This window comes from Pseudomonas sp. BN606 (genome assembly GCF_029873115.1).
GTDB lineage: Bacteria > Pseudomonadota > Gammaproteobacteria > Pseudomonadales > Pseudomonadaceae > Metapseudomonas.
This window is the reverse complement of sequence record NZ_SSOF01000082.1, coordinates 12746-39393: the sequence shown is the minus strand read 5'-3', so window position 1 is coordinate 39393 and position 26648 is coordinate 12746. Positions and strand designations below refer to the sequence as shown.

The 26648-nt window shown below is 64.4% G+C and carries 26 protein-coding genes; 16 read left to right on the top strand and 10 right to left on the bottom strand.

From position 1 onward, the window contains the following. The first annotated feature begins 186 nt into the window (after positions 1–186). The 10 genes from E8E75_RS25350 to E8E75_RS25305 all read left to right on the top strand — a co-directional run bounded on the left by E8E75_RS25350 (position 187) and on the right by E8E75_RS25305 (position 11801). Complete coding sequence (locus E8E75_RS25350; RefSeq protein WP_280359884.1) at positions 187–1677, top strand: aldehyde dehydrogenase; 1491 nt, start codon at positions 187–189, stop codon at positions 1675–1677. Between the two features lie 154 nt (positions 1678–1831). Further along, complete coding sequence (locus E8E75_RS25345; protein WP_153917452.1) at positions 1832–2884, top strand: ABC transporter substrate-binding protein; 1053 nt, start codon at positions 1832–1834, stop codon at positions 2882–2884. Positions 2885–3030: 146 nt separating this feature from the next. Then, a complete protein-coding gene (locus E8E75_RS25340; protein WP_120650030.1) occupies positions 3031–4434 on the top strand; it encodes an APC family permease in 1404 nt (467 codons plus the stop codon). 215 nt (positions 4435–4649) lie between these two features. After that, positions 4650–6032, top strand: coding sequence for an aspartate aminotransferase family protein (locus E8E75_RS25335; RefSeq protein ID WP_153917454.1), 1383 nt, complete (start codon positions 4650–4652; stop codon positions 6030–6032). A 921-nt stretch (positions 6033–6953) separates the two neighbouring features. Continuing rightward, the gene (locus tag E8E75_RS25330) at positions 6954–7868 is read left to right on the top strand and encodes a transporter (protein WP_120650032.1); all 915 of its coding nucleotides are present in this window, start codon (positions 6954–6956) and stop codon (positions 7866–7868) included. 81 nt (positions 7869–7949) lie between these two features. Next, positions 7950–9680 (top strand): FAD-dependent oxidoreductase, encoded by a 1731-nt coding sequence (locus E8E75_RS25325; RefSeq protein WP_120650033.1) that lies wholly within the window; start codon positions 7950–7952, stop codon positions 9678–9680. 33 nt (positions 9681–9713) lie between these two features. Further along, positions 9714–10094, top strand: coding sequence for a c-type cytochrome (locus E8E75_RS25320; protein WP_153917455.1), 381 nt, complete (start codon positions 9714–9716; stop codon positions 10092–10094). Positions 10095–10120: 26 nt separating this feature from the next. Further along, a complete protein-coding gene (locus E8E75_RS25315) occupies positions 10121–10579 on the top strand; it encodes a nuclear transport factor 2 family protein (RefSeq protein ID WP_120650035.1) in 459 nt (152 codons plus the stop codon). A gap of 70 nt (positions 10580–10649) precedes the next feature. Then, positions 10650–10886: a twin-arginine translocase TatA/TatE family subunit gene (tatA, locus tag E8E75_RS25310; RefSeq protein ID WP_120650036.1), complete on the top strand. Its 237-nt coding sequence runs from the start codon at positions 10650–10652 to the stop codon at positions 10884–10886. Positions 10887–11003: 117 nt separating this feature from the next. After that, positions 11004–11801, top strand: a complete 798-nt coding sequence (locus E8E75_RS25305) for an SDR family oxidoreductase (protein ID WP_153917457.1) — start codon at positions 11004–11006, stop codon at positions 11799–11801. A gap of 71 nt (positions 11802–11872) precedes the next feature. Here E8E75_RS25305 and E8E75_RS25300 read toward each other — a convergent pair whose 3' ends face one another. After that, positions 11873–12217, bottom strand: a complete 345-nt coding sequence (locus E8E75_RS25300) for a cupin domain-containing protein (protein ID WP_077523605.1) — start codon at positions 12215–12217, stop codon at positions 11873–11875. Positions 12218–12442: 225 nt separating this feature from the next. Between E8E75_RS25300 and E8E75_RS25295 the strand changes: the two genes are divergently transcribed. Further along, entirely contained in the window at positions 12443–13138 is a 696-nt protein-coding gene (locus tag E8E75_RS25295) for a lipopolysaccharide kinase InaA family protein (protein WP_120650038.1), read from the top strand. Positions 13139–13148: 10 nt separating this feature from the next. Here the strand turns inward: E8E75_RS25295 and E8E75_RS25290 are convergent, their stop codons facing one another. Beyond that, on the bottom strand, positions 13149–14093 hold the full coding sequence (locus tag E8E75_RS25290) for a LysR family transcriptional regulator (RefSeq protein ID WP_153917459.1): 945 nt from the start codon (positions 14091–14093) through the stop codon (positions 13149–13151). Positions 14094–14168: 75 nt separating this feature from the next. Between E8E75_RS25290 and E8E75_RS25285 the strand changes: the two genes are divergently transcribed. Next, positions 14169–15218, top strand: coding sequence for a Gfo/Idh/MocA family oxidoreductase (locus E8E75_RS25285; RefSeq protein ID WP_153917461.1), 1050 nt, complete (start codon positions 14169–14171; stop codon positions 15216–15218). A gap of 26 nt (positions 15219–15244) precedes the next feature. On the opposite strand, the gene E8E75_RS25280 is transcribed toward E8E75_RS25285, so the two are convergent. The 4 genes from E8E75_RS25280 to potE form a co-directional block, all read right to left on the bottom strand. Next, positions 15245–15577, bottom strand: a complete 333-nt coding sequence (locus E8E75_RS25280) for an Ada metal-binding domain-containing protein (protein WP_330114175.1) — start codon at positions 15575–15577, stop codon at positions 15245–15247. Beyond that, complete coding sequence (gene ada, locus E8E75_RS25275) at positions 15574–16638, bottom strand: bifunctional DNA-binding transcriptional regulator/O6-methylguanine-DNA methyltransferase Ada (protein WP_153917463.1); 1065 nt, start codon at positions 16636–16638, stop codon at positions 15574–15576. The genes E8E75_RS25280 and ada overlap by 4 nt, the downstream gene beginning before the upstream one ends. Positions 16639–16733: 95 nt before the next feature. Continuing rightward, positions 16734–17630, bottom strand: coding sequence for an amino acid ABC transporter substrate-binding protein (locus E8E75_RS25270; RefSeq protein ID WP_153917465.1), 897 nt, complete (start codon positions 17628–17630; stop codon positions 16734–16736). Then, complete coding sequence (gene potE, locus E8E75_RS25265; protein ID WP_120650044.1) at positions 17627–18976, bottom strand: putrescine-ornithine antiporter; 1350 nt, start codon at positions 18974–18976, stop codon at positions 17627–17629. The genes E8E75_RS25270 and potE overlap by 4 nt, the downstream gene beginning before the upstream one ends. A 113-nt stretch (positions 18977–19089) precedes the next feature. On the opposite strand from potE, the gene E8E75_RS25260 reads away from it, so the two are divergent. After that, positions 19090–19722 (top strand): class I SAM-dependent methyltransferase, encoded by a 633-nt coding sequence (locus E8E75_RS25260; protein WP_120650045.1) that lies wholly within the window; start codon positions 19090–19092, stop codon positions 19720–19722. A 164-nt stretch (positions 19723–19886) separates the two neighbouring features. On the opposite strand, the gene E8E75_RS25255 is transcribed toward E8E75_RS25260, so the two are convergent. After that, a complete protein-coding gene (locus E8E75_RS25255) occupies positions 19887–20129 on the bottom strand; it encodes a hypothetical protein (protein WP_120650046.1) in 243 nt (80 codons plus the stop codon). A 180-nt stretch (positions 20130–20309) separates the two neighbouring features. Between E8E75_RS25255 and E8E75_RS25250 the strand changes: the two genes are divergently transcribed. Beyond that, a complete protein-coding gene (locus E8E75_RS25250; RefSeq protein ID WP_120650047.1) occupies positions 20310–20960 on the top strand; it encodes a FadR/GntR family transcriptional regulator in 651 nt (216 codons plus the stop codon). 28 nt (positions 20961–20988) lie between these two features. Beyond that, positions 20989–22263 carry a CynX/NimT family MFS transporter gene (locus E8E75_RS25245; protein ID WP_120650048.1) on the top strand — a complete coding sequence of 425 codons (1275 nt, stop codon included), beginning with the start codon at positions 20989–20991 and terminating at the stop codon, positions 22261–22263. Between the two features lie 144 nt (positions 22264–22407). On the opposite strand, the gene E8E75_RS25240 is transcribed toward E8E75_RS25245, so the two are convergent. After that, on the bottom strand, positions 22408–23349 hold the full coding sequence (locus E8E75_RS25240) for a LysR family transcriptional regulator (protein ID WP_153917467.1): 942 nt from the start codon (positions 23347–23349) through the stop codon (positions 22408–22410). Positions 23350–23469: 120 nt separating this feature from the next. Here E8E75_RS25240 and E8E75_RS25235 point away from each other — a divergent pair, with 120 nt between their 5' ends. Next, complete coding sequence (locus tag E8E75_RS25235; protein WP_153917469.1) at positions 23470–24219, top strand: 3-oxoacyl-ACP reductase family protein; 750 nt, start codon at positions 23470–23472, stop codon at positions 24217–24219. Positions 24220–24381: 162 nt separating this feature from the next. Here E8E75_RS25235 and E8E75_RS25230 read toward each other — a convergent pair whose 3' ends face one another. Continuing rightward, positions 24382–25305 (bottom strand): aldo/keto reductase, encoded by a 924-nt coding sequence (locus tag E8E75_RS25230; RefSeq protein WP_280359883.1) that lies wholly within the window; start codon positions 25303–25305, stop codon positions 24382–24384. Next, positions 25302–26594 (bottom strand): MFS transporter, encoded by a 1293-nt coding sequence (locus tag E8E75_RS25225; protein ID WP_153917473.1) that lies wholly within the window; start codon positions 26592–26594, stop codon positions 25302–25304. Before E8E75_RS25225 ends, E8E75_RS25230 begins: the two co-directional genes overlap by 4 nt. Positions 26595–26648: the final 54 nt, after the last annotated feature.

The window sequence follows — 26648 nt, the reverse complement described above, 5'->3', positions numbered from 1 at the left end:
TTTGTGCTTGTCGTTGTGGGGTGAACATTACCCCAGGCAGCACCTGCGAGGCCGCATGGGCTGCCGAGTTTTTTCATATGACTCGAGCATATTTTTAATAATTTTCCTCTGCCGGAAGCTGGCGCAACATCTGCCTCGACCCGAAAAACAACATGACCGCGAAGACGGTCGATCTGGGAGTGCAGCGTGTTCGATCTCGGCTATTGGCAGCAAAAGGCTGCCCGGCAAGCATTCAACGACAGGGCGCTGATCGGTGGCCGGCAGGTGGCCGCTGCTTCCGGTGCCACCTTCGACTCGATCAACCCGGCCACCAACCAACTGCTGGCCCGTGTCGCCGCCTGTGGCGAGGCCGAGGTGGACCTGGCGGTCAGCACTGCACGCCGCGCCTTCAACGAAGGCGCCTGGGCGCGCATGGCCCCGGCAGAACGCAAGAAGGTGCTGCTGCGTCTCTCCGAGCTGATGCTGAACCACCGTGAAGAACTGGCCCTGCTGGATTCCCTGAACATGGGCAAGCCGGTGATGGACGCCTACAACATCGACGTACCGGGCGCCGCGCACGTGTTTACCTGGTACGGCGAGGCCCTGGACAAGCTCTACGACCAGGTCGCGCCTACCGCGCCGAATGCCCTGGCCACCATCACCCGCGAAGCGCTGGGCGTGGTCGCCGCCGTGGTGCCCTGGAACTTCCCCCTCGACATGGCTGCCTGGAAGCTGGCCCCGGCCCTGGCCGCCGGTAACAGCGTGGTACTGAAACCCGCCGAGCAGTCGCCGTTCTCCGCCCTGCGCCTGGCTGAGCTGGCGCTGGAGGCCGGACTGCCGGAAGGCGTGCTGAACGTGGTGCCGGGTCTGGGCGAGAGCGCCGGCAAGGCCCTTGGCCTGCACCCGGATGTGGATTGCCTGGTGTTCACCGGCTCCACCCAGGTGGGCAAGTACTTCATGCAGTACTCGGCCCAGTCCAACCTCAAGCAGGTCTGGCTGGAATGCGGCGGCAAGAGCCCGAACCTGATCTTCGAGGATTGCCGCGACCTGGACCTGGCCGCCGAGAAGGCCGCCTTCGGCATCTTCTTCAACCAGGGCGAGGTCTGCTCGGCCAACTCGCGGCTCTACGTGCAACGTTCCATTCGCGACGAGTTCATCGAGCGCCTTTTGGCCAAGGCCCGCGACTGGATGCCCGGCGATCCGCTGGACCCGGCCAGCCGTGCCGGCGCTATCGTCGATGCCGGGCAGACCGCGCGCATCATGGCCTTCATCGAAGGGGCGCAAGGGGAGGGGGCACAGCTGCTCGCCGGTGGCCGTCGCCTGACTTTCAACGGCTCCAGCAACTTCGTCGAACCGACCGTCTTCGCCGACGTGCACAGCGACATGCAGCTGGCCCGGGAAGAAGTGTTCGGCCCGGTGCTGGCCGTCAGTACCTTCGATACCGAGGACGAGGCACTGCGCCTGGCCAATGACAGCATCTACGGCCTGGCTGCTTCGGTGTGGAGCGATGACTTGCATCGCGCTCACAGAGTCGCCCGCGCACTCAAGGCGGGAACGGTGTCGGTGAACACGGTGGACGCTCTGGACGTCACCGTACCCTTCGGCGGCGGCAAGCAGTCCGGTTTCGGCCGCGACCTTTCGCTGCATTCCTTCGACAAGTACAGCCAACTGAAGACCACCTGGTTCCAGCTGCGCTGAGGTCGCCCTGACGACCCGGCCGCGTGCTCCTACGGTGCGCGGCCGTCCACAACAAGAAATCCAATCCCGTGCGTGGTGCACGCATGGGCTCTGGCCTCCTGGCCACGACTGCCTCAGCAACTGACCACAACTTACAAGTAGTGAGGGAGTTTCCATGCTCAAGTCCTTCCCGTGCATCCGTGCCACCCTCGGTTTCGCCCTGCTGGCCACTGCCAGCGTGCCGGCCCTGGCCCAATCCTCCAGCCTTACCGTGATTTCCTTCGGTGGCGCCACCAAGGCCGCTCAGGATGCGGCCTATTTCAAACCCTTCGAACAGAGCGGCGCCGGCAAGGTGGTGGCCGGTGAGTACAACGGCGAGCTGTCCAAGGTGAAGGCCATGGTGGACATCGGCCAGGTCACCTGGGACGTGGTGGAAGTGGAAAGCCCCGAACTGCTGCGCGGTTGCGAAGAGGGCTTGTTCGAACGCATGGACCCGGCCGTGCTCGGCGAATCCGCCAGCTACATGCCCGGCACTGTCAGCGAGTGCGGGGTGGCCAGCTACGTCTGGTCCATGGTGCTGGCCTACAACTCCGACAAGCTGGCCAGTGCACCCAGCTCCTGGGCGGACTTCTGGGACACCCAGCGCTTCCCCGGCAAGCGTGGCCTGCGCAAGGGCGCCAAGTACACCCTGGAAGCGGCGCTGCTGGCCGACGGGGTGAAGCGCGAAGACCTCTACAAGGTGCTGGAAACCCCGGACGGGGTCGCGCGTGCCTTCCGCAAACTGGATGAAATCAAGCCGCACATCCAGTGGTGGGAAGCCGGTGCCCAGCCGCCGCAATGGCTGGTGGCTGGCGATGTGGTGATGTCCGCTGCCTACAACGGCCGCATCGCCGCCGCCCAGAAAGAAGGCTCGAAGCTCGCCATTGTCTGGAACGGCAACCTCTACGACCCGGACCACTGGGCCATCGTACGCGGCAGCCCGAACAAGGCGCTTGCCGAACGCTTCATCGTCTTCGCCAGCCAGGCGCAGACGCAGCAGGTCTTCTCCAGCCAGATCCCCTACGGCCCGGTCCACAAGGACGCCCTGGCCGCCTTGCCCGCCGCCACCCAGGCGCAGTTGCCCACCGCGCCGGCCAACCTGGCCGATGCGCAATTGGTCAGCGCGGAGTTCTGGGTCAACCACGGCGAGGAACTGGAGGAGCGCTTCAACGCCTGGGCGGCACGTTGAACATTGCGCCCCGCAGACGCCGGAAGTGCGGCGAGCGGGCGGGGCGTGACTGGCGGGGCCGGACCTTACCGCGCCCTGCACTACCAGCGCTCGTCGGTGGTTACGGCCGGGCGGGCCAATAACAAGTACAAGATCGGGAGAATGTCATGAGTGCAAGTGTGTCCGTTCCTGCCCATGGGCAGGTCGAAGAGGGTGGATTCCGCCGCGTGCTAGGCCTTGGCGCGCTATTGGCGGTGGCCATCGGCCTGGTGGTGTCCCAGGGTGTGATGGTGCTGATGCTGCAGGGCGCCGGTTTCTCCGGGTTGGGCTTCATCGTCCCGCTGGGGCTGGCCTACCTTCTGGCCCTGAGTTACGCGTTTTCCTTCTCAGAGCTGTCGCTGATGATTCCCCGTGCCGGCGGCCTTTCCAGCTACACCGAGGTTGCCCTCGGGCATTTCCCGGCCATCCTGGCGACTTTCTCCGGCTATGTGGTGGTGGCGATGTTCGCCTTGTCGGCCGAACTGCTGCTGCTCGACCTGATCGTCGGCAAGGTCTATCCGGGTGTGTTCCCGCCCTTCAGCGTGGCCTTCGGCGTGCTCGGCCTGTTCACCGTGCTCAACCTGATGGGCATCGACATCTTCGCCAAGCTGCAAACCGCCCTGGCGGTGGTGATGGTGATCGTGTTGCTGGTGCTGGGCCTGGCCGCCGTCGTTGAAGGCGCGCCCACCGAAACCGCCAGCACCGTGCTGCACGGCGACTGGAACCCCATGGGAGCGGGTGTGCTGACCCTTACCGCACTGGCCGTGTGGGGCTTCGTCGGCGCAGAGTTCGTCTGCCCGCTGGTGGAGGAAACCAAGCGTCCAGAGCGCAACATCCCGCGTTCGATGATCATCGGCCTGACCGTCATCTTCATCACCATTGCGCTCTACTGCCTGGGTGCACTGTTCATGGTGCCCACCGAGGCCCTGACCACCGACGCGCTGCCGCATTACCTGTTCGCCACCACGGTGTTCGGCAAGGCGGGTGAAGTGTTCCTGGTGATCGCCGCGGTCACCGCCACCTGCAGCACCCTGAACACCTCGCTGGCGGCCATCCCGCGCATGCTCTATGGCATGGCGCAGAACGGCCAGGCTTTCCCGCAGTTCAAGCTGCTCAGCCCGCGCGCCCGCACGCCTTGGGTGGCAGTACTGTTCGTGGCCGCCATTACCGGCCTGCCGATTCTGGTCATGGGCCAGGATGCCGCCTCCATCAACCTGCTGCTGCTCGCCGCGGCCCTGGCCTGGCTGCTGGCCTACATCATCGTGCACCTGGATGTGATCGCCCTGCGTCGCCGTTACCCGGCTATCGCCCGCCCCTTCAGCACGCCGTTTTACCCGCTGCCGCAGCTGTTCGGCATCGTGGGCATGCTTTACGCCATCTGGTATGCCTCGCCAAGCCCGGACATGACCGGCAAGATTTTCGGCATTGCCGGTGTGGTGCTGGCGCTGGTGTCGCTGATTGCCGTGGTCTGGATCAAGGTCGTGATGCGCAAGGACCTGTTCCGCCCTGAACCGCTGGAGCAGACCCAGTGATACGTCGCGACTGAACGCAGGGTCGGGCGACATGCAGTTCGTCGCCCGGATACCTGTCCGCCTGCCCGGCACCCGGCCGGGCATCGGGCGCCTGGGCGCTCGGCGGGCAGGGCAGCTTTTTCATATAGCGCGAAGACAAATTTAGTATTTTCGCTGCCCATCGGCTTCGGCCAGCATCGGTATCACTGAATACCGGGACGAGGAGACCCTTAACAATGAACGCTCAATTCCAGGCCCAACGCGAAACCCGTGACTACCAGGCAGCAGATGCGGCCCACCACATCCATGCCTTCCTCGACCAGAAGGCGCTGAACGCCGAAGGGCCGCGGGTGATCGTTGGCGGTGAGCGCCTCCACCTCTGGGACAACGACGGCAAGCGTTACCTCGACGGCATGTCCGGCTTGTGGTGCACCAACCTCGGCTACGGCCGCAAGGACCTCGCCGCAGCGGCTACCCGCCAGCTGGAGCAACTGCCCTACTACAACATGTTCTTCCACACCACCCACCCGGCGGTGGTGGAACTGTCCGAGCTGCTCTTCAGCCTGCTGCCGGGCCACTACAGTCACGCCATCTACACCAACTCCGGTTCGGAAGCGAACGAGGTGCTGATCCGCACCGTGCGCCGCTACTGGCAGATCCTCGGCAAGCCCGAGAAGAAGATCATGATCGGCCGCTGGAACGGCTACCACGGCTCCACCTTGGGCGCCACGGCCCTGGGCGGGATGAAGTTCATGCACGAAATGGGCGGCATGCTGCCGGACATCGCGCACATCGACGAGCCTTACTACTTCGCCAACGGCGGCGACCTGACGCCGGAAGAGTTCGGCCTGCGTGCCGCGCGTCAGCTGGAGGAGAAAATCCTCGAGCTGGGCGCCGACAAGGTGGCCGCTTTCGTCGCCGAACCCTTCCAGGGTGCGGGTGGCATGATCTTCCCGCCGGAAACCTACTGGCCGGAAATCCAGCGCATCTGCCGCAAGTACGACGTGCTGCTGTGCGCCGATGAAGTGATCGGTGGCTTTGGCCGCACCGGCGAGTGGTTCGCCCACCAGCACTTCGGCTTCGAGCCGGACACCCTGTCCATCGCCAAGGGCCTGACCTCCGGCTACATCCCCATGGGCGGCCTGATCCTCAGCAAACGCATGGCCTCGGTCCTGGTGGAGCAGGGCGGTGTGTTCGCCCACGGCCTGACCTACTCAGGGCATCCGGTGGCGGCGGCGGTGGCCATCGCCAACCTCAAGGCGCTGCGTGATGAAGGCGTGGTCGCCCAGGTGAAGGCTGACACCGGCCCGTACCTGCAACAGTGCCTGCGCGAAGTGTTCGGCAACCACCCGCTGGTGGGGGATATCCAGGGCGCCGGTCTGGTTGCTGCCCTGCAGTTCGCCGAAGACAAGGCCACTCGCAAGCGCTTCGCCAATGAGAACGACATCGCCTGGCGCTGCCGCACCATTGGCTTCGAGGAAGGGCTGATCATCCGCTCCACCCTCGGCCGCATGATTATGGCGCCGGCCCTCGTGGCCACTCGCAGCGAGATCGACGAGCTGGTGAGCAAGACGAAAATCGCGGTGGATCGCACCGCGCAGGAGCTGGGACGTCTCTGACGCCCACTAAGGAGCGCCGGCGACCAGGGCCGGCGGTCCTCTACCACAGCTGCTAGGCAGTGTTACGGCGCTCGGGATTGCTGCCCGCGCGCCGTTTTTTTTGGAGCAGGGCCACTCCGTAGTGGCGAAATCATTTAGGCCGTGGTCATGCGTCACCCGCTCAACCAGTGAAGACCCTGCGAGGTGCGGAAGTCGCCAGGGAGGGTGGGCGTTGCGGGTAGGTTGCGCTGTGCCCACCAGCGATGTCGTGCCGAATCTTTCGCCAGTTCTCTCGTTGCCTTCCTGCGGCCTGCCTGGAGATTCAAATCCCCGTACAAGCCTGACTCGATGCAAAACCGGTTCGATCATCGACCGCCTCATCACCTGCCACCAACCTGGCCGGACCGCTCCAATTCCCCCGCCATCCCCATCCCAGAAGCCCTGCGCGCCCGGGTTGTCGTACCGGTGCCCATTGTTCGCGAACCGCGAACACTTATATCGCTGAAAGCGGCATTGTTGGTGCGCCGAGCCTTTTGTAGCTTGACCTTGCCGTACGAGCCGCGCCGCATTGCGGGGTGGCTTCGGCAGGACATGCTGGGCTGCCTCCCATTGCATGTCGCTGCCGACGGACACAGGCAAACGTATAACAACAAGGTCAATGCCATGCGTGCCCACTCACCTCGCGTCCAATCGATTCCGTATGAAGCCCATCTCCCTGCCGCCTCCCTGCGAGCGCGACACGGGGTTCCATTGCGTGTCCATCTGGCCGCACACCTGCGCGGCGCCTAGCTGATGGCCGGCCCAGGCGGAGTTTCATCGCCCACCGGCTGACGCCGTTTCCACAGCCCGATCCACAGCAGATGCCCCATCGAGCGACCCACGAGGTTGCGCGAGCGGGAGACGTTTGTCCCAAAAACAAGAACTCCAGCAGGAACGTCCAGAATGCGCGTCAACAACAGCCGGGTTACTCCCGTGGCGCTGAGCACGCTGGTGCTCGGTAGCGGTCTCCTCTCCACTTGGTATGCCCAGGCATCGGGCATCCCCTTTGCGGGCAACCGGCCGCAGAGTTTCCAGTTCAGCTCCGACTTTACCGAACCCTACGATTCCTTCGGCCAGTACGTGCAGTGGAACGACGACAGCAAGCGCTTCGACGAGCACGGCGACAAGGTCAAGGGCAGCGGCACCGATACCTATGTCGGCCTCTCCTCGCTGCTGCACTACTGGAAGGTCGATGGGTTGCCGAACAACGGCTTCATCGCCAGCGTCACCGTGCCGGAAGTGGCGGTACGCGGTAATGGCGTACGTGTCAGCGGCCTGGGCGATCCCCTGGTCGGCGGGCTGGTCTGGTACAACCCGACGCCCCTGCGCACCCTGGGCGCCCAGGCCTATGTGCAGTTGCCTGTCGGCGCTGACTCGGTCAGCAGCGACACGTATTCCTTCTGGCCCTCGCTGTTCTACAACGAGTGGTTTGGCAAGGTGAACATCGACCTTCTGGTCGGCGGAATCCTCCGTGGCGATGGCCCCCATGGCACCGAACCGGGCGACACCTTCCACGCCAACCTGCGCCTTGGCTACAACGTGATCGACCGGCCCACGTACCAGGTCACGCCCTTCTTCAGCTATGACCACCAGAAGACCTGGGAATCCGACGACCGCTCCGGACAGGCTATTCCCTACTCGGAATCCGATGAGACCGCCCTCGGCGCCGGCGTGCTGTTCCAGCTCAAGCCCGGCATCCAGAGCCTCTACGCGCAGAAGATGTGGGACCAGGTGTCCCTGCATTACTCCAGGGGCGTAGAGGGCAAGAACACAGCCGTCACCGACGGCCTGTTCCTGCAGCTCTGGCACTACTGGTAACCCGCCCGTACCCATCCCCTCCGTTCACCCCGGCGTCCCCGATGGATCGCCGGGGCCTTCAATCCACCTGGAGAGTCGACCATGAACGACGAACAACAGAAGCTCGCCACGTCGCGACGCAACTTCATCAAGGCCGCTGGTGCCGGTACTGCCGCCATGGCACTGGGTGGCCTGGTGGCCGGCAAGGCCGGTGCCGCCGAACAGCCGTTCGACAGCGAACACGACATCGTGGTCTGTGGCGGGGGAGGCGGCGGCCTGCCCACCGCACTGTTCGCCCGCTGGCTGGGCAATGACGTGGTCATCCTGGAAAAGGCCGCGAGTCCGGGTGGAACCGCCGCCAAGGCCGCGTTCTGGTACTGGGTGCCGAACAACAAGGCCATGCGCGACGCCGGCATGAGCGATCCCAAGCCTGATTTCCTCCGTTACGTGGCGCGTCTGACCCGGCCGCAGTCCTACGACCCCGCGTTGCCCAAGCTGGGCTTGAGTGACTGGGAATACGAAATGTGCGAGGCAATCTACGACAGCGCTTCGCCCGCTGCCGAATTGCTGGCAGAGAAGGATGCGTTGCCGTATCGCCACTGCGCCGACGTGCCGGACTACTGGTGCGAAATTCCGGAGGACAAGGCGCCCAAGGGCCGCGTGCTGGTGCCGCGTGATGCGCGCCCGAGCATGTCCGACGGTGGTCGCGTGGCGATTCGCACGCTGACCGCCGCCGCCCGCCGCGATGGTGTGGCGATTCGCACCGGGCAGCGCGTGGTGAAGGTCATCACCAACGACCAGGGCGCCGCCATTGGCGTGGAAGTGGAGACCGAGGAAGGCACTCGACTGCGGGTGCGTGCCCGCAAGGCAGTGATCTTTGCCAGTGGCGGCTTCACCCACGATCCGGAAATGCGCCGCAACTTCCTCTACGCCCCGGTCTACGGCGGTTGCGCCACCCTGACCAACGAAGGTGACTTCATCCGTATCGCCAGTGATCTGGGTGTGCAGCTGCGCAACATGAATTACGCCTGGCACTGCCCGATTCTGCTGGAGAAGGCCGTGGCCAAGGATGGCTCCATGTCCGGCATCTTCACCATGACCGGTGATTCCATGCTGATGGTGAACAAGTACGGCAAGCGCGTGGTGAACGAGAAGACCGTTTACAACGAACTGGTGCCGAGCTTCTTCCAATGGGATGGGAACAAGGCCGAGTACCCCAACCTGGTCATGCTCTCCATCTGGGACCAACGCGCCCAGACCTACTGCGCCAGCGACGAATACGGCTCACCGATCGTGCCGGCAGGGGGCAACGACCGCCACGTGATCAAGGGGGACACCCTGGAAGGGCTGGCTCGCGCCATCAGTGAACGCCTGGAGAAATACCACTCCGAAACCGGTGGGATGAAGCTCTCGGCAGACTTCCTCGACAACCTGAAGGCCAGCATTGCGCGCTTCAACGACCTGGCCAGCAGCGGCAAGGACACCGACTTCCAGCGTGGCGAGCTGGCGGTAGAGCAGCTCTTCAACGGCAGCGTGAAACCGGGCGAGACCCGCAGCAACCCCACGATGCACCCGCTGGCGGGGGAGGGCCCTTACTACGCAGCCCTCATTACCGGCGGCAACCTGGATACCAAGGGCGGCCCCAAGACCAACTCCCACGGCCAGGTGCTGGACAGCGCCAACCAGCCCATCCCCGGGCTCTACGGCGTTGGTAACTGCGTGGCATCGGCATCCGGACGGGCCTACTGGGCAGGCGGCGCGACCCTCGGACCGATCCTGGCCTTCGCCTACCGGGCCGCGAACCAGGCTCACCTCGAACCCCGCAAGGCATGACCGGCCTGATCCATCACTCGCGAGGCAAAGACGATGCGAAACCTTCTTGAAACCGGACTGACCTTGGCCCTTCTGCTCGCCGCAAGTGGTGCGGCGCAGGCCGACGACCAGGCGATCGCCGAAAAACTGGCCACCAATCATTGTGCGGTTTGCCACACCTTCAAGCAGGGTGAACCCCATGGGCAGGGACCGAACCTGTTCGGACTGCTCGGCCGCAAGGCCGCCAGCGCCCCCGGCTTCACCTATTCGGACGGCTTCCGCCAGGCCATGGCGGACAAGACCTGGGACGACCAACTGCTCGACGCCTGGCTGACCGATACCCAGACCGTCGCGCCGGGCAACGCCATGACCTATTTCCAGGACGATCCTGCCAAGCGCGCCCGGATCATCCAGTACGTCCAGTCCCTGCACTGATCCCATTACCCAACCGGAAGAGATTCATGCTCAGCACACAGACCATGACTGACGAGCAGCGCAAATCGGTTGCGCTGGAATACCTGAAGGCTTTCGACAACGGCGGCATCACGTCCACTGGCGGCAGCATCCTCGACCTGTTCGCCGAGGATGCCCAGGTGTTGTTCCCCAAGTGGGGGCTGGCCACCGGCCGCGACCAGATCGGCAAGATGTTCGGTGACCTCGGTAGCCGTCTGAAGTCCATTACCCATGACTACTCGCACTTCAACTGGATCTTCTCCGGCAGCGACCTGGTGGTCTGCGAAGGCACCAGCTACGGCGAGCACGTCGATGGCCCCTGGAGAGCCGGCGTGCCCAGCTGGGGTGCCGGGTACTGGTGCGACGTGTTCGAGATCCGCGACTGGAAGATCCAGCGCTGCTTCATCTATCTCGACCCGGACTACGGCGGCCGCGATGCCGCGCGTTATCCCTGGCTGAACCAGTGACGAAAAGGGCGGGCTTCTTCCTTGAAGCCCGCCCCCTGGAACCACTGACCCCCTTTTGAGGAGCCACCCCATGGGCATCACCGACTGGAAGCATTGGCTGGTCATCATCATCGTCGCCGTACTGCTGTTCGGCACCAAACGCCTCAAGACCCTCGGCCCGGACCTGGGAGAGACCATCAAGGGCTTTCGCCGCGCCATGGCGCCCACAGAAAGGGATGCTTCGTCCATCGACCAGGAATCGGCACAGCCATCAGCGCCAGTGGTTGCAAGTGCTCCAGAGGTTTCAGCGACTACACGAAACCTTTGAAACCTCCCGGAAGGACCGGGTGACGAACGGTGGGAAAGCTCATATTGCGCATGTAATATTATGAGTGTAATTTAAGTTCACCGCTCGATCACGAGCACCTTTCCCGGAGACAGAACCATGAGCGAACAGAAGCACCAAGGCGTTGCCCTGATCACAGGCGCGTCCACTGGCATCGGCGCCACCTATGCCAAGCGCCTGGCCGAACGGGGCCATGACCTGCTGCTGGTCGCCCGTGACCAGGGTCGCCTGGAAGAGCTGGCCGCCAAGCTGCGCGAAACCGCTGGAGTGAAGGTGGAAGTGCTGAAGGCCGACCTGACCGACAGGTCCGACCTGACCCGCGTAGCGCATCGCCTTCGCAGCGATGTCGCCATCAGCGTGCTGGTGAACAACGCCGGCGTGGCCGTCAGTGGCAGCCTGCTGGACACCGACCTCGACCGCTTCGACGCCATGATCCAGCTCAACGTGGTAGCCGTGACCCACCTGGCCGCCGCCGCTGCCGCCAACTTCGTCGCCCAGGGGCGCGGCACCATCATCAACATCGCCTCGGTACTGGCGCTGGCACCGGAAATGTTCAATGGCACCTACAGCGGCACCAAGGCATTCGTGCTCAACCTCAGCCAGTCTCTGAATGCGGAAGTCAAAGACAAGGGCGTTCGCGTGCAGGTGGTGCTGCCGGGTGCGACTCGTACCGAGATATGGGAGCGTTCGGGCACCGGTATCGAGAACATCCCGCAGGAAATCCTCATGGACGTGGGCGAAATGGTCGACGCCGCGCTGGCAGGCCTGGAACAGGGCGAGCTGGTAACCATTCCCTCGCTGCCGGACAAGGAGGACTGGGACCGCTTCACTGCAGCCCGCTTCCACATGGCACCGAATCTGTCGCGGTCGAAGGCAGCTGATCGCTACAAGGCCTGATCGGCTCAAGACGGCAAAAGGCCGGGCACATGCCCGGCCTTTTGTTTCGCGAATGAATTCGCTCCTGCATATCAGGCAAATACGAAGTACTTGCGCACCGTTTCCACCACTTCCCAGGTGCCCTTCATGCCCGGCTCGATCACGAATACGTCGCCGGCTTTCAGGTGCTTTGGTTCCTCGCCTTCGGGGGTGATGATGCAGTAGCCGTCCAGGAAGTGGCAGTACTCCCATTTCTCGTAGTTCACCTCGAACTTGCCGGGGGTGCAGATCCAGGTGCCCATGATCTTGCTGCCGTCCTGGGAGAGGTAGGCGTTGAGGTTCACGGTGTGCGGGTCGCCGCCGATACGCTTCCATTTGGTCGCGTCGAGGACGGGGGTAGGGCAGGTTTCGCGCAGAACGGTGATGAAGTCGGACATTTCAGTTCCAAACGATCTGATGAAAGGCCCGTCACCATAGGTCTAACGCCTTATCGGGAGTTGTCTGGATTCGACCTCGAAGTGCCTGTGAACGCGCCGGCAGAACACGCAAAAGGACGCTAACTTGAATCCAGGGGTCGATGTTCCGGCCTCAGGCGGCGGCCCGTGTCGGGTTGCCTTGGCAGTAGCCCGTGGGGCCAGTGCGCTCCATGAGGAGGTGCTCTCATGAACACCCAGTGGTTCAGGCATGACAACGGCGACGCGGAAGGCAGTTTCGACAAGTGGTGGGATACCTACGGCGAGTGGTTCGATTCCCAGGATCAGTTGCTCAGTGGCGAAAGCGGTATCCAACGGCTGCACGCACCGGACGGCCAGGTGCTTTACAGCAAACGCCAGATCAATCACTTCCACCGCGATCTGACCCATCCCTTCGGTGAACCCACCATCCTGCACGAGGCGAAGGCCCTGCAGGCACTGAATCAACTCGGTATCCGCGTACCCCGGGTGGTGTTCAGCGGTGCACGCAAGACGGAAACCGAGTCCCAGGCGCTGCTGGTCACTGAGAGCCTGAACGATTTCATCGGCCTGGATGAGTGGTATGCCCAGCCGGTTTCCACCGGGCTTCGCCAGCAGATGATCCAGCAACTGGCCAATACCGTCGCGCGCATGCACCGAGCTGGCTGGGAGCATGGCCGCCTGTACCCGAAGAACATCTTCGTGAAGGTCACCGGCGAGCAGGAGAAGAAGGTGGAAGTGGCCTTGCTCGGACTGGCCCGAAGCAACCATCGCCTGACTGCCTACAGTGCCGCGAAGCACGACTACGAACTGTTCAAGGAACACCACAAGCCGATGCCGGACGAAGACTGGAAAGCCTTCGCTACGGCTTATCGGGATGTGATGGAAAGCGACTACGTGCCCTAGCGGGCGTGGTTCAGAGGCGGATATCCAGGGCGTGGGGCCCGTGGGCGAGTTGTTCCTGGAGGAAGTCGATGCACAGTTTCACCTTTGCCGAGCCCGAGGCCCGGGCTGCGGTCACCGCCCAGACATCCGCTTTCTGCCGATAGGTCGGTAGCACCTGTACCAGCTTGCCTGCACGTATGCTCGGTGCGGCATCCCATACCGAGGCCATGATCACTCCATGCCCCTCGTGGGCCCATTGGCGCACCACATCGCTGTGGTTGGAGGCCATGGGGCCGGTGACCTTCACGGTTTCCTCTCCATTGGGGCCGGACAGGCGCCACACGCCAAAGCCCAATTCGCGTTCGCGGAACAGCAGGCACTCATGCTGCGCGAGGTCCGCCAGGGTGCGCGGCTGGCCACGTCGCGCCAGGTAGGTGGGGGCGGCGCAGAGCATGCGGTAGCTATCGGCGATCTTGTGGGCGATCAGGTGTGGCTCATGCACCTCGCCCACGCGCAGGTCGATGTCGAAGTTCTCGCCGATCAGGTCAACCCGCCTGTCCAGCAACTCCAGCCAGACTTCCAGGCCTGGATGGCGCTGGCGCAGCAAGGACAGCACCGGCGATACATAGTCCCGCCCCAGACGCAGGCTGGTGGCGATGCGCAACACCCCACGGGGTTCGCCCTTCAGGCCGGACAAGGCCTCCACCATGCCTTCCACGTCCTCGAGGATTTTCTGCGCCCAGGCGAATGCGGCCTCACCGTCAGCGGTGATGTTCACCCGCCGTGTGGTGCGGTTGAACAGCTTGACTCCTAGGGACTCTTCCAGCATCGCGATGCGTTTGCTGACATGGGCAGGAGAGATGCCCAGCTCAGTTGCGCCAGCCACGAAACTGGAGCGCCGTGCCACGGTGCAGAACAGCAACAGGTCGCGGAGGAAGGGATCATTATTCGCTAAAAGCGCATTCTGATTTTTCATGGCGGCTGATTATAGTTCGAATCGTGAATATTAGTCTTTCGATCGACCCTTCCCCACCGGAACAGATCGAACGACATGAACACCTTGCGTATCGCCATTGCCGGCGCCGGCCTGATCGGCCAGCGCCACCTCGAACTCATCCTGGCCAGCCCCACATGCGAACTGGTCGCGCTCGTCGACCCGGCGCCCGCTGCCAGGGATGTCGCCCAGCGTGCCGGCGTGCCGCTGTACCCCTCGCTGGAGGCTTTGTTCGAAACGGAGCGTCCTGACGGCATCATCCTCGCGACCCCCAATCAGTTGCATGTCGAGCAAGCGCTGGTCTGTCTGCAGGCGGGCGTGCCCGCGCTGATCGAGAAGCCCGTGGCCCATACGCTGGAGGAGGGCGAGCGACTACTGGCCGCTTCTGCTGATTCGAAGGTGCCGCTGCTGGTCGGTCATCACCGAGCCCACAGTCCGATCCTCGACCAGGCGCGCGAACTCATCCGCCAGGGCCGCCTTGGCCAACTGGTGGCGGTGATGGGTAGCGCGCTCTTCTACAAGCCGGACGATTACTTCGATGCCGCACCCTGGCGACGCAAGGCCGGCGGCGGGCCGGTGCTGATCAACCTGATCCACGAGGTCGGCAACCTGCGCTCGTTGTGTGGCGAGATCGTCGCCGTGCAGGCCCTGGCCTCCAGCGCCACCCGTGGTTCTCCGGTGGAAGACACAGTTGCCATCAGCCTGCGCTTCGCCAGCGGTGCCCTGGGCAGCTTCCTGCTTTCCGACACCGCGGCGTCGGCGCGTAGCTGGGAGCAGACGTCTCGGGAAAACCGGGACTATCCCAGCTACGACGACGAAGACTGCTACTTGATCGCCGGCACCGTCGGCTCACTGGCGGTGCCTACCATGCGTCTGAAGTGCTATGCGCAGCCGGAAGACCGGTCCTGGTGGAAGCCCTTTACCTGCGAGGTGGCCGAATTGCACCGCGAAGATCCGCTGGCACGGCAACTGGAGCATTTCTGCCAGGTTATTCGCGGCGAAGCCGAGCCCCTGGTGAGTGTGCGCGACGGCTTGCAGAACCTGCGGGTGGTCGAGGCCATCGCCCAGGCGGCGCGAGAGGGCGGGACGGTGATGGTAGCGCCCTAGGGGACCGCTTGCTTGTGGGGGCGATTTCAATCACCAAGGGCGGCGCAGTTGCCCCTTTGGGGGGGCCGGGTTATCCCTTCGGGCTGCTTGGTGAATGAATTCGCCCCCGACAAGGTCTTCCACTCCCGGTAGGCCTCCTTCATGCACCGGGCACAAGGCCGATACCCCGCCGCCTGCGCCGTCGCTTCATCAAGAAAGAACACCCGCTCCTTCACGTAGCCGCCGCGCGCGATGGTGCGCAGTGCGGTGGGGCAGTCAAGGCGACCGTAGATGCGCGTCCTGCGGTGCCCTCCCAGCGCGCCAGGGGCAGGGCTGGCGTATGGTCGGCCGTCCGCATCCAGCAGGGTCCAGCCGTTCACCTTTCTGCCTCGCGCTCCAGCAAACGGCGCTTGCGCTCCACGCCCCAGCGGTAGCCGGAGAGATTGCCGTCGCTGCGCACCACGCGGTGGCAGGGGATGGCCACCGCCAGGCTATTGGCCGCGCAGGCCTGGGCCACGGCGCGCACGGCGCGGGGCGAGCCGATGCGCACAGCGATATCCGCGTAGCTGGCGGTGCTGCCTGGCGGAATCTCCCGCAGCGCCTGCCAGACCCGCTCCTGGAAGGCCGTGCCGCGTACATCCAGCGGTAGGTCAAGACCCAGTTGCGGAGCCTCGATGAAGCCGATGACCTTGGCCACCAGTTGCTCGAAGTCGCTGTCGCCGCCGATCAGCTGCGCGCGGGGGAATTTGTCCTGCAGGTCGCGCAGCAGGGTATCGGGGTCGTCGCCCAGGAGGATGGCGCAGACGCCGATGTCGCTTTGTGCCACCAGGAAGTGGCCCAGTGAACACTCCCCCAGGGCGAAGCGAATGGCGTTGTTGGCGCCTCCGGCACGGTAGTCGGCCGGCTTCATGCCCAGCACCAGGGTGGAGTCGGCGTAGAAGCGGCTGTTGGAGTTGAAACCGGCGTCGTAGATCACCTCGGTCACCGATGTGTCGGGACCGAGCTGGTCGCGCACCTTGCGCGCACGCCGGGCACGGGCGTAAGCCTTGGGCGTCAGGCCGGTGACTGCCTTGAACACCCGGTGGAAGTGCGAGGCGCTCATGCCCACCGATTCGGCCAGGGCTTCGAGCCCTGGTGCTTCCTCGGCGGTTTCGATCTGCCGGCAGGCGGCCGACACCAGTAACGCATGCTGTGCGGCCAGTTGCGTCATATCGGCCGCGGCACGGCGGCTGGGTCGGTATCCGGCGGCTTCAGCAGCCTGGGCGCTGTCGAAGAACTCCACGTTCTCCGGGCGCGGAAGTCGCGTGGGGCTGCTGGGACGGCAGTAGATGCCGGTGGTCTTCACCGCGTAGACGAACTGCCGGTCGGCGGCCGGATCGCGGGCCTGCACGGCGGCCCAGCGAGGGTCCTGTTCGATGGCGGTCCTGGCAGAGGGCTTCATGGCGCTATCCGCTTGTGATCCGTTCATAGCAGAGAGTATGCGGGCTGCGTGCCGCCCGCATCCCGGCTCTTGCTATCGAATTCGAGAGCCAGCTCTCAAGGGCGCGAATACACCTTGAACAGCGTTTGGTCCAACTCGCTCGGCGGGCCGAAGTACTTGCTGTAGAGCGGCGTGATGGCACCGGATCGGTAGATCTGGCTCAGCGCCGTATCCACTTGCAGGCGGAAATCCTCGTCGTCCCGGGCCAGCGCCAGGGACACCGGCTCGAACTCGAAACGCCGGTCGAGCACCATCAGGTTGGTGTTGGCGGTATCCCGCGCCACCAGGCTGCGCAGGATCATTTGGCTGGCGAAGAAGGCGTCCACCTTGCCGTTGGCTACCTGCTCCACGCCCTCGGCGGGGCTGGCCACGGTCTCCAGGTTGACCAGCACTTTAAGCAGGCGCAGCTTCTCCCGCGCCCAGGTCTCCACCAGCGAGCCGCCCTGAACCGCGAAGGTGTGGGCAGACAGGCCGCGATTGAGGGTGGCGCGCCAGGTGGGGCCGGTCTGCTCCACTTCGCCATTGAGCACTTTCACCAGCGACAGCGGTGCATCCTTGCGCAGCACGACACCGATCCCGGCGGTGTACACAGGCAGAGAGAAGGCGACCGTCTGGCGGCGCTTCAGGGTTTCCACCATGGGGCTGCAGAGCAGGTCCACGCCGCCGCTTTGCACCACGTCCAGAGCCTTGTCCGGCGCGAGGGGCACGAAGCGTACCTTCATCGCCGCGAGGCCGGGCTGGGTGCGTAATTGGTCGGCCACTTTCTGGCACAGGTCGATGGTGTAGCCAGAGGCCCCTTCGCCCTCGGCGGAGGAGAACGGTGGTTGGTCCGGCAAGTAGCCGAGGGTCAGCGTGCTGCTGGCGCGGATACGGTCGAGCGTCTGGGCCGGGGCCAGCGATGGCAGCAGCAGCGTTAGCAGCAGGGACAGCCAGGAGAGATGCTTGGCGTTCATGCTTTGTCCTCCAGGCCAAGGGCACGCGTGCGCGCGGCGCGCTCTTCAAGGAAACGGTCAGCGATGTAGCCGAACATCAGGTATCCAACTGCGGTAACGATCATGCCGCCGAATACCGCCTCCATGCCTGAGGCGTAGAGCGCATAGAGGCTGTAGGCCATCGCGATGATCAGTACGCCGACGTTGCGATGATGCGGGAAACCCGTTACTCCGGCCTTCTGCATGATCACCAGCAGCGCCGAGAGTGAGGTTATGTAGGGAATGATGTTGGTCACGGCAGCCAGGTTCACCAGTTTGCCGAATTGCTCCGAGGCATTGGGCGAAATGGTCGACACCGCCATGGCGCTTTGCAGGATGGCATTGGCCACCAGCCCGGCAATGGGCGCGCCCAGCAGGGTGACCTTGGCGAACAGCGTCGGGAACATGTGTTGGTCGGCGGTGACCTTGGCGGTCTGCGCCAGGGTGAACTGCCAGCCCAGCAGCGATCCGACGCAGGCCATTACCGCCAGGCCCATGATCACGTCACCCACCAGTGGGTTGAACATCTTCGCGTAGACGAAGGCGAAGGGTGCGCTGGAGTTGGCCAGTTCGGGGTTGGGCACGATGCCCATGATCACCGACGTGGACAGCACGTAGATCACCGCAGCCCCCAGGGTGCCCAGCAGGCAGGCCAGCGGCACGTTGCGCTTGGGGTTCTCCACGGCATCTGAGTTCTGCGCAGCGGATTCCATGCCGAGGAAGGCCCAAAGGGTGAGGGGAATGCTTTGGGTAATGGCGTCGTTGGTGGCGATTCCGTTCGGGTTCCAGGCAGCGCGGAAGATATCGGCGTCGAACCAGAACCAGCCGATCACCGATAGCCCCGCCACCGGGATGATCACGCCCCACACGGTGATCGAGCCGATATGCCCGGTAATCTTCGGCCCGCCGAAATTGGCCAGGGTGGTCAGCCAGATCAGCCCCACCGCACCGATAAACAACGGGATCGCGCCGCTGCCCAGCCAGGGGAAGAAGGGCGTGAGATAGCCGACGGCGGATATCGCGATGGCCACATTGCCAATGGCCAGTGAGAGGAAATAGAGATAGGAGCAGAGGAAGAAGGCTGACTTGCCGTGGGCTTCTTCGGTATAGGCCGACATCCCGCCCGAGCGGGCACAGAAGATGCCGCACTGGGCGAAGCAGTAGGCGATGGCCATGGAACCCACTGCGGTGATGATCCAGGACAGTAGGGAGATCGCACCCAACTGCGCCATGCTGGAAGGCAGCATGATGATGCCTGACCCCATCATGTTCACCGCCACCAGGGTGGTAAGCGCGGTCAGGCTCATTTTCTTGCCGGAAGCTGCCATGCTGGAAACCTTTTGAGGGAGATGTCTCCAGAAAGATAGGTGGCGCAGGACGATGCTGCCGCTCGGCCGGGAGTAGAATTCACTTCCCTGCAACGTACCGCCGCGAGCCACTCATGCCCTTGCAACCCGACGACCTGGCCAGCATCACCGCCACGACCCTCGACGACTACAACCGCAATGCCGAAGATTTTCGCGAAGGTACCCGTGATCATGACGTTCGCCAGAACATAGAGGCGCTGCTGCGGCATATCAGGGGCGGCGCGCCGTTCACCATTCTCGATTTCGGCTGCGGTCCCGGCCGCGACTTGCAGGCTTTCACCCGTCTCGGCCATCAGGCAATCGGCCTGGATGGTGCGGAGAGCTTCGTCGCCATGGCCCGCGCCGATTCCGGCTGTGAGGTCTGGCACCAGGATTTTCTCGCCCTGGACCTGCCGGCCGAACGTTTTGACGGCATCTTCGCCAACGCCAGCCTATTCCACGTACCACGCCAGGAACTGCCCCGCGTCCTGCGCCAGCTACATGGCGCGCTGAAACCTGGCGGCGTGCTTTTCAGCTCTAACCCGCGCGGGAAGAACGACGAAGGCTGGAGCGGCAGTCGCTACGGCTCCTGGCACGACTACGACAGCTGGAAAATCCTGCTGGAAGCGGCGGGCTTCGAGGAACTGGAGCACTACTACCGTCCAGCGGGCCTGCCGCGGGAGCAGCAGCCGTGGCTGGCGAGCGTGTGGCGCAAAAGCGTTCGGTAGGGGCTAACACTCGTAGGTTGCGACTGAGCTCCGCGAAGCCCAACGTTCAAGGTCACGTCCGCGCGTTGGGCTTCGTTCCTCTGCCCAACCTACGGCAGGCCTGGGGCCTGCTTGGCGAATGAATTCGCCCCTACAGTGGGCCCTGTCAGGCTTGGATAGAGACTTCATCCCTTGCGCGGCATTTCCTTCGGCAGGTCTTTCCCCGCTTCGGGCACCTTGGGGTGGGTGAGGGCCTGGCGCACCTTTTCGTAGTCGTCGTAGGGCAGGCCGGCGCGGCTGAGCATTTCCAAGGCGAACTGTTTCACCTCGGCGTCGGTGTAGGGGCGTGGCTCGGGTTCGGCCTGGCTGGCACAGCCGGTGATGATCAGTGCCGTTACGGCCAGCGCAAGGATGTGGGCGTGCTTCATGGGGGCGTTCCCGAGCGGTGCTTGTGAGTGCGTGCAGGCTACCAACGGCGGGAGGGGGCGAAAAATCATCCCTGTAGATAATGACTATTGCCTCAAGCGCAAGGATGCCGCGGTTGCGAGACGATAGTGAGCAGGCTAACCTTTGCCATCTCAAATTCATCGGATGATTGGATGTTTGCCATGTCCGCACTCGCCCTCAAGCGCTCCCTGGTGGATATCGCCCTGGAGCAGATTCGCCAACGCATCGACGACGGCACCTGGCCCCTGGGCCAGCGTCTGCCGCCGGAGCCCGAACTCGCCGAGATCATCGGCATCAGCCGCAATACCGTGCGCGAGGCCGTGCGCGTGCTGACCTTTTCCGGCGTGCTGGAAGTGCGTCAGGGCGACGGCACCTATGTGCGCGCCTGCGCCGACCCGCTCAGCACGATGCAGGCGCTGGCCCGCAGTTCGGTGGAGCAGGCGCTGGAGGCGAGGGGAATGATCGAGGTCGAGGCGTCGCGGCTGGCGGCCCTGCGTCGCACAGAAGACGACCTTGCCGCACTGCGCGTGGCCCTGGCCGCGTCCGCCGCACGTTCCGGCTATGAGGATATCGACGACTACATCGTCCATGACCTGGCCTTCCACCAGCGGGTGGTGGATAGCGCCCACAATCCGGTGCTGAGCCAGCTGTATCGCTATTTCTCCCAGGTCATCCGCGTTGGCCTGGAACGCACCATTTCCGATCCCGAGCGTGAGCAGCCGAGTTTCGAGCTGCATCGCGATCTGCTCGACGCCATCGAACGCCAAGACGCGGACGCCGCCGCAGCGGCCAACCGCGCATTGCTGATCTGACCTTGCCCCATTTCTGGAGCTGCCTTGCATGAATGCCCCGAATCCTGTGGATGACCCCAAGCCGGCCTGCTCGCCGGAGGAACTGCTGATCGACGCCGAGGCCGACGACGAACCCCAGCCCCAGGCGCTACGCGGTAGCACCGTGCTGCTTCTGGTCGGGTTGGTGATGGTGGCGCTGAACCTGCGCCCTGCGCTGTCCAGCCTGGCGCCGATGCTCAACATGGTGCGCGAGGCGACGGGACTGTCGGCTACCGGCGCGGGCCTGCTGACCACCTTGCCGGTGCTCTGCCTCGGCCTGTTCGCGCCCCTGGCGCCGATGCTGGCGCGGCGTCTGGGCAGTGAGCGCACGGTGCTACTGATCCTCCTGACGCTGGCCGGCGGCATCGTGCTGCGCAGCCTGTTCCCGGTAGCGGGGCTGTTCGTGGGCAGCCTGGTGGCCGGTGCGAGCATCGGCATCATCGGCGTATTGCTGCCGGGAATCGTCAAGCGTGATTTCCCCCATATCGCCGGCCTGATGACCGGCGTCTACACCATGGCGCTGTGCCTGGGCGCGGCGTTGGCTGCCGGCGCTACGGTGCCGCTGGCTGAGTTGATGGATGATGCCTGGCAGCCGGCCCTGGCCTTCTGGGCGCTGCCGGCGATCATCGCGGCGCTGATCTGGCTGCCCCAGGCTCGCCAGAGCCAGCATGCCCATCGCCAGGCCTACAAGGTGACCGGCCTGTGGCGCGACCCGCTGGCCTGGCAGGTGACCCTCTACATGGGCCTGCAATCTTCCCTGGCCTACATCGTGTTCGGCTGGTTGCCGTCGATTCTGATCGACCGGGGCCTGAGTGCTGTCCAGGCGGGCCTGGTGCTTTCCGGATCGGTGATGGTGCAGCTGATCAGCGCCCTTGGTGCGCCCTGGCTGGCCACTCGTGGCCGCGATCAGCGACTGGCCGTGGTACTGGTGATGGGCCTGACCCTCGTCGGCCTGCTGGGCATGCTCTATGCGCCGCTGTCCGGCATCTGGGGCTGGGCCGTGGTGCTCGGACTGGGGCAGGGCGGCACCTTCAGCATCGCCCTGGCGCTGATCGTGTTGCGTTCGAAAGACGCCCATGTGGCTGCCAACCTTTCCGGCATGGCCCAGGGCGTGGGGTACACCCTGGCGGCCATGGGGCCGTTGATGGTGGGCGTGGTGCATGACCTGACCGAGGGTTGGAGTGCGGTGGGGATCATCTTCGTGGTGATCAGCCTGGCCGCCACCGCGTTTGGCCTGGGGGCCGGGCGCAACCTGCATGTGGCCGCCCGCAGCGAGCATCTCTGAAGGTCGGCCCAAGTGTCTTCCCACAGTTGCTTTCTGGCGCCAAACCTGGCTCTGGCTCAGAGCCGTAGGCTGGTCTGAGGCCACGAAGCCCAACGATCCAGCACGCCACGTTGGGCTTCGCAGGGGCAGCGCGAACCTACAGGGTCATTGCGTGCCAGGCCGCCAGTTGGCGTTGAACTGTTCCGCCATCTTCTGCTGGCGGAAGCGCTCGACGATGAAATCGATGAACACGCGGGTCTTGGCCGGCAGCAGTTTCTGCGCGCTGAAGTAGAGCGACAGGCTGCCAGTGTCCACGTACCAGTCCGGCAGCACGCGCTCCAACGCGCCGCTCTTCAGGTGGGGCAGGGCGTGGACTGTGCTCACCAGGGTCACACCGAGCCCTTGCATGGCCGCATGGCAGGCTGCTTCCGGGTCGGTCATGGCCATGCGCAGCTTCAGCTCGAAGGTCGCCTGGCGATCATCGCGGGTGCGCAACGGCCAGGCACGAACGCGCCCGGTCTGGGGGGAGCGGATGAGGATGCCATCGTGCCGGGCGAGGTCTTCCGGGGAGACGATGGCAGGGCTGCGCGCCAGATATTCCCTGGATGCCAGCAGCACCCGATGTGCCGGTCCCAATTGGCGTGCGATCACTCCGGGCGGCAGTTCGAAGCCACCGCCGATGGCAGCGTCGAAGCCTTCGCCAATCAGGTCTACGGGACGGTTGTCGAAGTGCCAGTCAGGGATGATCGCCGGGTAGCGGGAAAGGAACTCACCGAGGTGCGGCAGGATGTAATCCCGGCCGAACGACACGCCCATGCTCACCTTCAGGGTGCCCGCCGGTTGGCCCTGGCTGCTGGCGAGGTTCGCCACCGCACCCTGGATGCTCGCCAGCCCTCCACTCACCTCCGCGAGGAAGCGCTCGCCGGCCTCGGTCAGTGTCAGGCGGCGTGTGCTGCGCAGGAATAGGCGCACGCCGAGGTTGGACTCCAGTCGTGCCACATTCTTGCCTACCGCGGCGGGTGTTAGGCCCAGGCGCCTTGCGGCTTCGGCAAAGCTGCCAGCCTCGGCGGCGCGCACGAAGCACTCGATGCTGCTGAGGGTTTCCATGGGTTCTCCATATACCACTGGTATCGACTGAATATAGCGATTACTGGCTTATCGGTTGCGAATAAGGGGTGAATACTGGGGCCGTCTTCCACACAAAACCCCAGCATCAGGAGATACCCAATGAGCACTCTGAAAACTCTCGAAGGCAAAGTCGCATTCATCCAGGGCGGTTCCCGCGGTATCGGCGCCGCCATCGCCAGACGCCTGGCCAATGATGGCGCCGCAGTCGCGCTGACCTACGCCGCGTCCGCCAGCAGCGCCCTTGAAGTGGTCCAGGCAATCGAAGCCGCCGGCGGCCGCGCCATCGCGATCAAGGCCGATAGCCGAGACGAAAAGGCCATTCGCGCCGCCATCCGCCACACCGTGGAGACTTTCGGCCGACTCGACATCCTGGTGAACAATGCCGGCGTGCTGGCCGTGGCGCCCATCGAAGAATTCAGCATCGACGACCTCGATCGCACCCTGGACGTCAACGTCCGCAGCGTAGTGATCGCCAGCCAGGAAGCAGCGCGTGTCATGGGTGACGGCGGCCGCATCATCACCATTGGCAGCACCAACGCCGAGCGCATGCCCTTTGCCGGAGGTTCGGTCTACGCACTGAGCAAGGCGGCCGTGGCCGGTTTCACCAAGGGCCTGGCCCGTGACCTGGGGCAGCGCGGCATCACCGTCAACAACGTGCAGCCGGGGCCAGTGGATACCGAGATGAACCCCGATAACGGCGAGTTCGCCACGTCCCTCAAGCAGTTGATGGCCCTGCCGCGCTACGGTCAGGCTGAGGAAATCGCCAGCTTCGTGGCTTACCTCGCAGGCCCTGAAGCCGGCTATATCACCGGTGCGAACCTGATGATCGACGGTGGGTTCTCGGCCTGAGGACGGGCTGACCAGGTTGTAGGAGCGAGCTCTGCTCGCGAACGGTCCGTGCAAGGTTTCGCGAGCAGAGCTCGCTCCTACGAAATGCTGGATCACGCTTCATCGCTCCACCAGCGGAGTCCGGCCTGGCACCGATGATGGAAATGAGGAGTGATTTGTACCCTACAAGAGCTGGATCAGCTTCTTGCGTAGCGCCTGGTCCGGCTCCTTCCCCCGTCCGGCCTGGAGGTTGTCCAGCATGTGGCGGGGGTTTCCCGTTCCGGGGATTACGCAGGTCACTGCCGGGTGGCTGAGGCAGAACTTCAGCAAGAGTTGCGACCAGCTCGTGCAGTCGTAGTCGGCGGCCCATTCCGGTAGTGGTTGCTGCAATAGGTTGCGCAGCAGGTTGCCGCCGCCGAAAGGGCGATTGACCAGCACCGCCACGCCGCGCTCCTGCGCCAGCGGCAGGATGCGCGCTTCGGCGTCGCGGTCGTTGAGGGCGTAGTTGACCTGCAGGAAGTCCAGCTTCTCGGCGCGCAGCATCTTTTCCAGTTCGCCGTACGCGCTGGAGGTGTAGTGAGTAACGCCCAGGTAGCGGATTCGGCCTTCCTCCTTCCATTGACGCAGCGTTGTCAGGTGTTCCTCCCAGTCCACCAGGTTGTGTACCTGCATCAGGTCGATGCGCTGGCGCTGTAGCAGGCGCACGGAGTGTTGCATCTGCTTCACGCCGCCCTGACGCCCCTGGGTCCAGACCTTGGTGGCGACGAACGCATGCTCATGGGCCTTCAGCTCGTTCAGCAAGCCGCCGATCACTTCTTCCGCCTGGCCGTACATGGGCGAGCTGTCGATCACCGAGCCGCCGGCCGCGAAGAGCGCTTCCAGTACCTTGCGGCAGTCGGCCCAGGCTTCGCTGGCATTTCGGGAGATGTCGAATCCCCGGTAGGTGCCGATGCCGATCACCGGCAACTGCTCGCCGCTGGAGGGGATGGCACGGCGGCGCAGGGGCTGCTGGTCCATGTTCGCGCCCAGGCTGAATGGGCTCATGGCCAGTAGCGCGGTGCCGGCGCTGAGGCGTAGGAATTCGGCGCGGGTGATGCCGGTTCTCATGGCTTGGCCTCCTGTGAGGTTGCCGGGGATTCAGTGTGCTCATGTCGCAAGCCGAGACGCCAGCCCAGCGCGGCCCATGCCAGGGCTACACCGGCGCCGACCAGCGCCACCATGGCCGCCGTAAGGCCGATGCCATTGAGCAGCGTGGCGAGCCAGGCGCTCAGGGCGTCGCCTCCGCGATAGACCACGGTGTCGATGAAGTTCTTCGCCCGGTACTTCTGTTGGGCGCCTAGCGGCACGAAGAGCATTTCCCGTCCCGGTCGCACGAAGGCGTATTCGCCCACCCGGCGCAGCACCATCACCGCAGCCAGTACGGCGAACTGCGGCAGCAGCGCGAGGGCGAGGAAACCCAGGGCCACCAGCAGCGGCACCACCGCCAGCAGCGCACCGACGCCGAAGCGCTGGGCAACGCGCCCGGCGATGAACAACTGACAGGCCAGGGATAGGGCTTGCACGGTGAAGTCGATCAGGGCGAAGACGCGTACCTGCTGCTGGCTGTCGGGGAACAGCGCGGCCACCAGGCGGGCCTGTTCGAAGTAGAGGAAGGTGCTGGTGCAGGAGAGCAGCAGGACGAACGCGCAGATCCCAAGCAGATAGGGCGAACCCAGCACCAGGCTGATTCCGGCGAAGGGATTGCCGGGCACCGGGCGTTCCGGGGGTTCGCTTTCCGCACCGGGCCGTCCGGCACCGCCACTGGCGCGCCACGTCATCAGATAGCGGCGCAGGGCCAATGTGGGCAGCAGGAAGATCGCGGCCAGTACCAGCAATCCGGCAGTACCAGCGTCACTTACCAGCAGCCCTCCCAGCAGCGGACCTATCAGGCCGCCCAGGCTGGCGCCGGCGGCAATGGAGGGGAACAGTCGTTTCGATTGCCGACGGTCGAAAACGTCAGCCAGCAGACTCCAGGCCAGCGACACCACAAACAGGTTGTAGACCGATAGCCAGACGTAGAAAGCTCGCGCCGCCCATAGCGGGTCCGGCGTGCGCCACAGCAGCCAGGCGAAGCCCAGCAGGTTGCTGGCGAAGAACAGGTAGACACAGTCGACGAAGATCCGTCGCGGGACTCGCGCACTGAGCCAACCATAGGCCGGTACCGCCAGCAGCATGGCAATGAAAGTCGCGCTGAACAGCCATTGCAGGTTTTCCACGCCGCCGGCGATTCCCATGGTCTCGCGCACCGAACGCAGCATGAAGTAGCCGCAAAACAGACACAGCAGCAGGGCGAAGGCGGCCAGGGCCGGAGCCAGTTCACCGGCCCTGGCATGGATGGCGCGGTGGAGCGGGGACATGGCGGTGGTTCGTGTGGGGTGGTCTGGTGGTTTTAGACCATGCTGGAGCGGGGT

Bases quoted from the DNA above. Each gene is read 5' to 3' on its own strand.
- E8E75_RS25255 (WP_120650046.1), bottom strand. From the start codon at position 20,129: ATGAAGCACGCCCACATCCTTGCGCTGGCCGTAACGGCACTGATCATC.
- E8E75_RS25230 (WP_280359883.1), bottom strand. From the start codon at position 25,305: ATGAGAACCGGCATCACCCGCGCCGAATTCCTACGCCTCAGCGCCGGC.
- E8E75_RS25305 (WP_153917457.1), top strand. From the start codon at position 11,004: ATGAGCGAACAGAAGCACCAAGGCGTTGCCCTGATCACAGGCGCGTCC.
- E8E75_RS25260 (WP_120650045.1), top strand. From the start codon at position 19,090: ATGCCCTTGCAACCCGACGACCTGGCCAGCATCACCGCCACGACCCTC.
- E8E75_RS25290 (WP_153917459.1), bottom strand. From the start codon at position 14,093: ATGAAAAATCAGAATGCGCTTTTAGCGAATAATGATCCCTTCCTCCGC.
- E8E75_RS25325 (WP_120650033.1), top strand. From the start codon at position 7,950: ATGAACGACGAACAACAGAAGCTCGCCACGTCGCGACGCAACTTCATC.
- E8E75_RS25340 (WP_120650030.1), top strand. From the start codon at position 3,031: ATGAGTGCAAGTGTGTCCGTTCCTGCCCATGGGCAGGTCGAAGAGGGT.
- ada (WP_153917463.1), bottom strand. From the start codon at position 16,638: ATGAAGCCCTCTGCCAGGACCGCCATCGAACAGGACCCTCGCTGGGCC.
- E8E75_RS25330 (WP_120650032.1), top strand. From the start codon at position 6,954: ATGCGCGTCAACAACAGCCGGGTTACTCCCGTGGCGCTGAGCACGCTG.
- E8E75_RS25345 (WP_153917452.1), top strand. From the start codon at position 1,832: ATGCTCAAGTCCTTCCCGTGCATCCGTGCCACCCTCGGTTTCGCCCTG.
- E8E75_RS25320 (WP_153917455.1), top strand. From the start codon at position 9,714: ATGCGAAACCTTCTTGAAACCGGACTGACCTTGGCCCTTCTGCTCGCC.
- E8E75_RS25235 (WP_153917469.1), top strand. From the start codon at position 23,470: ATGAGCACTCTGAAAACTCTCGAAGGCAAAGTCGCATTCATCCAGGGC.
- E8E75_RS25225 (WP_153917473.1), bottom strand. From the start codon at position 26,594: ATGTCCCCGCTCCACCGCGCCATCCATGCCAGGGCCGGTGAACTGGCT.
- E8E75_RS25240 (WP_153917467.1), bottom strand. From the start codon at position 23,349: ATGGAAACCCTCAGCAGCATCGAGTGCTTCGTGCGCGCCGCCGAGGCT.
- E8E75_RS25270 (WP_153917465.1), bottom strand. From the start codon at position 17,630: ATGAACGCCAAGCATCTCTCCTGGCTGTCCCTGCTGCTAACGCTGCTG.
- E8E75_RS25335 (WP_153917454.1), top strand. From the start codon at position 4,650: ATGAACGCTCAATTCCAGGCCCAACGCGAAACCCGTGACTACCAGGCA.
- tatA (WP_120650036.1), top strand. From the start codon at position 10,650: ATGGGCATCACCGACTGGAAGCATTGGCTGGTCATCATCATCGTCGCC.
- E8E75_RS25300 (WP_077523605.1), bottom strand. From the start codon at position 12,217: ATGTCCGACTTCATCACCGTTCTGCGCGAAACCTGCCCTACCCCCGTC.
- E8E75_RS25245 (WP_120650048.1), top strand. From the start codon at position 20,989: ATGAATGCCCCGAATCCTGTGGATGACCCCAAGCCGGCCTGCTCGCCG.
- E8E75_RS25295 (WP_120650038.1), top strand. From the start codon at position 12,443: ATGAACACCCAGTGGTTCAGGCATGACAACGGCGACGCGGAAGGCAGT.
- potE (WP_120650044.1), bottom strand. From the start codon at position 18,976: ATGGCAGCTTCCGGCAAGAAAATGAGCCTGACCGCGCTTACCACCCTG.
- E8E75_RS25315 (WP_120650035.1), top strand. From the start codon at position 10,121: ATGCTCAGCACACAGACCATGACTGACGAGCAGCGCAAATCGGTTGCG.
- E8E75_RS25285 (WP_153917461.1), top strand. From the start codon at position 14,169: ATGAACACCTTGCGTATCGCCATTGCCGGCGCCGGCCTGATCGGCCAG.
- E8E75_RS25250 (WP_120650047.1), top strand. From the start codon at position 20,310: ATGTCCGCACTCGCCCTCAAGCGCTCCCTGGTGGATATCGCCCTGGAG.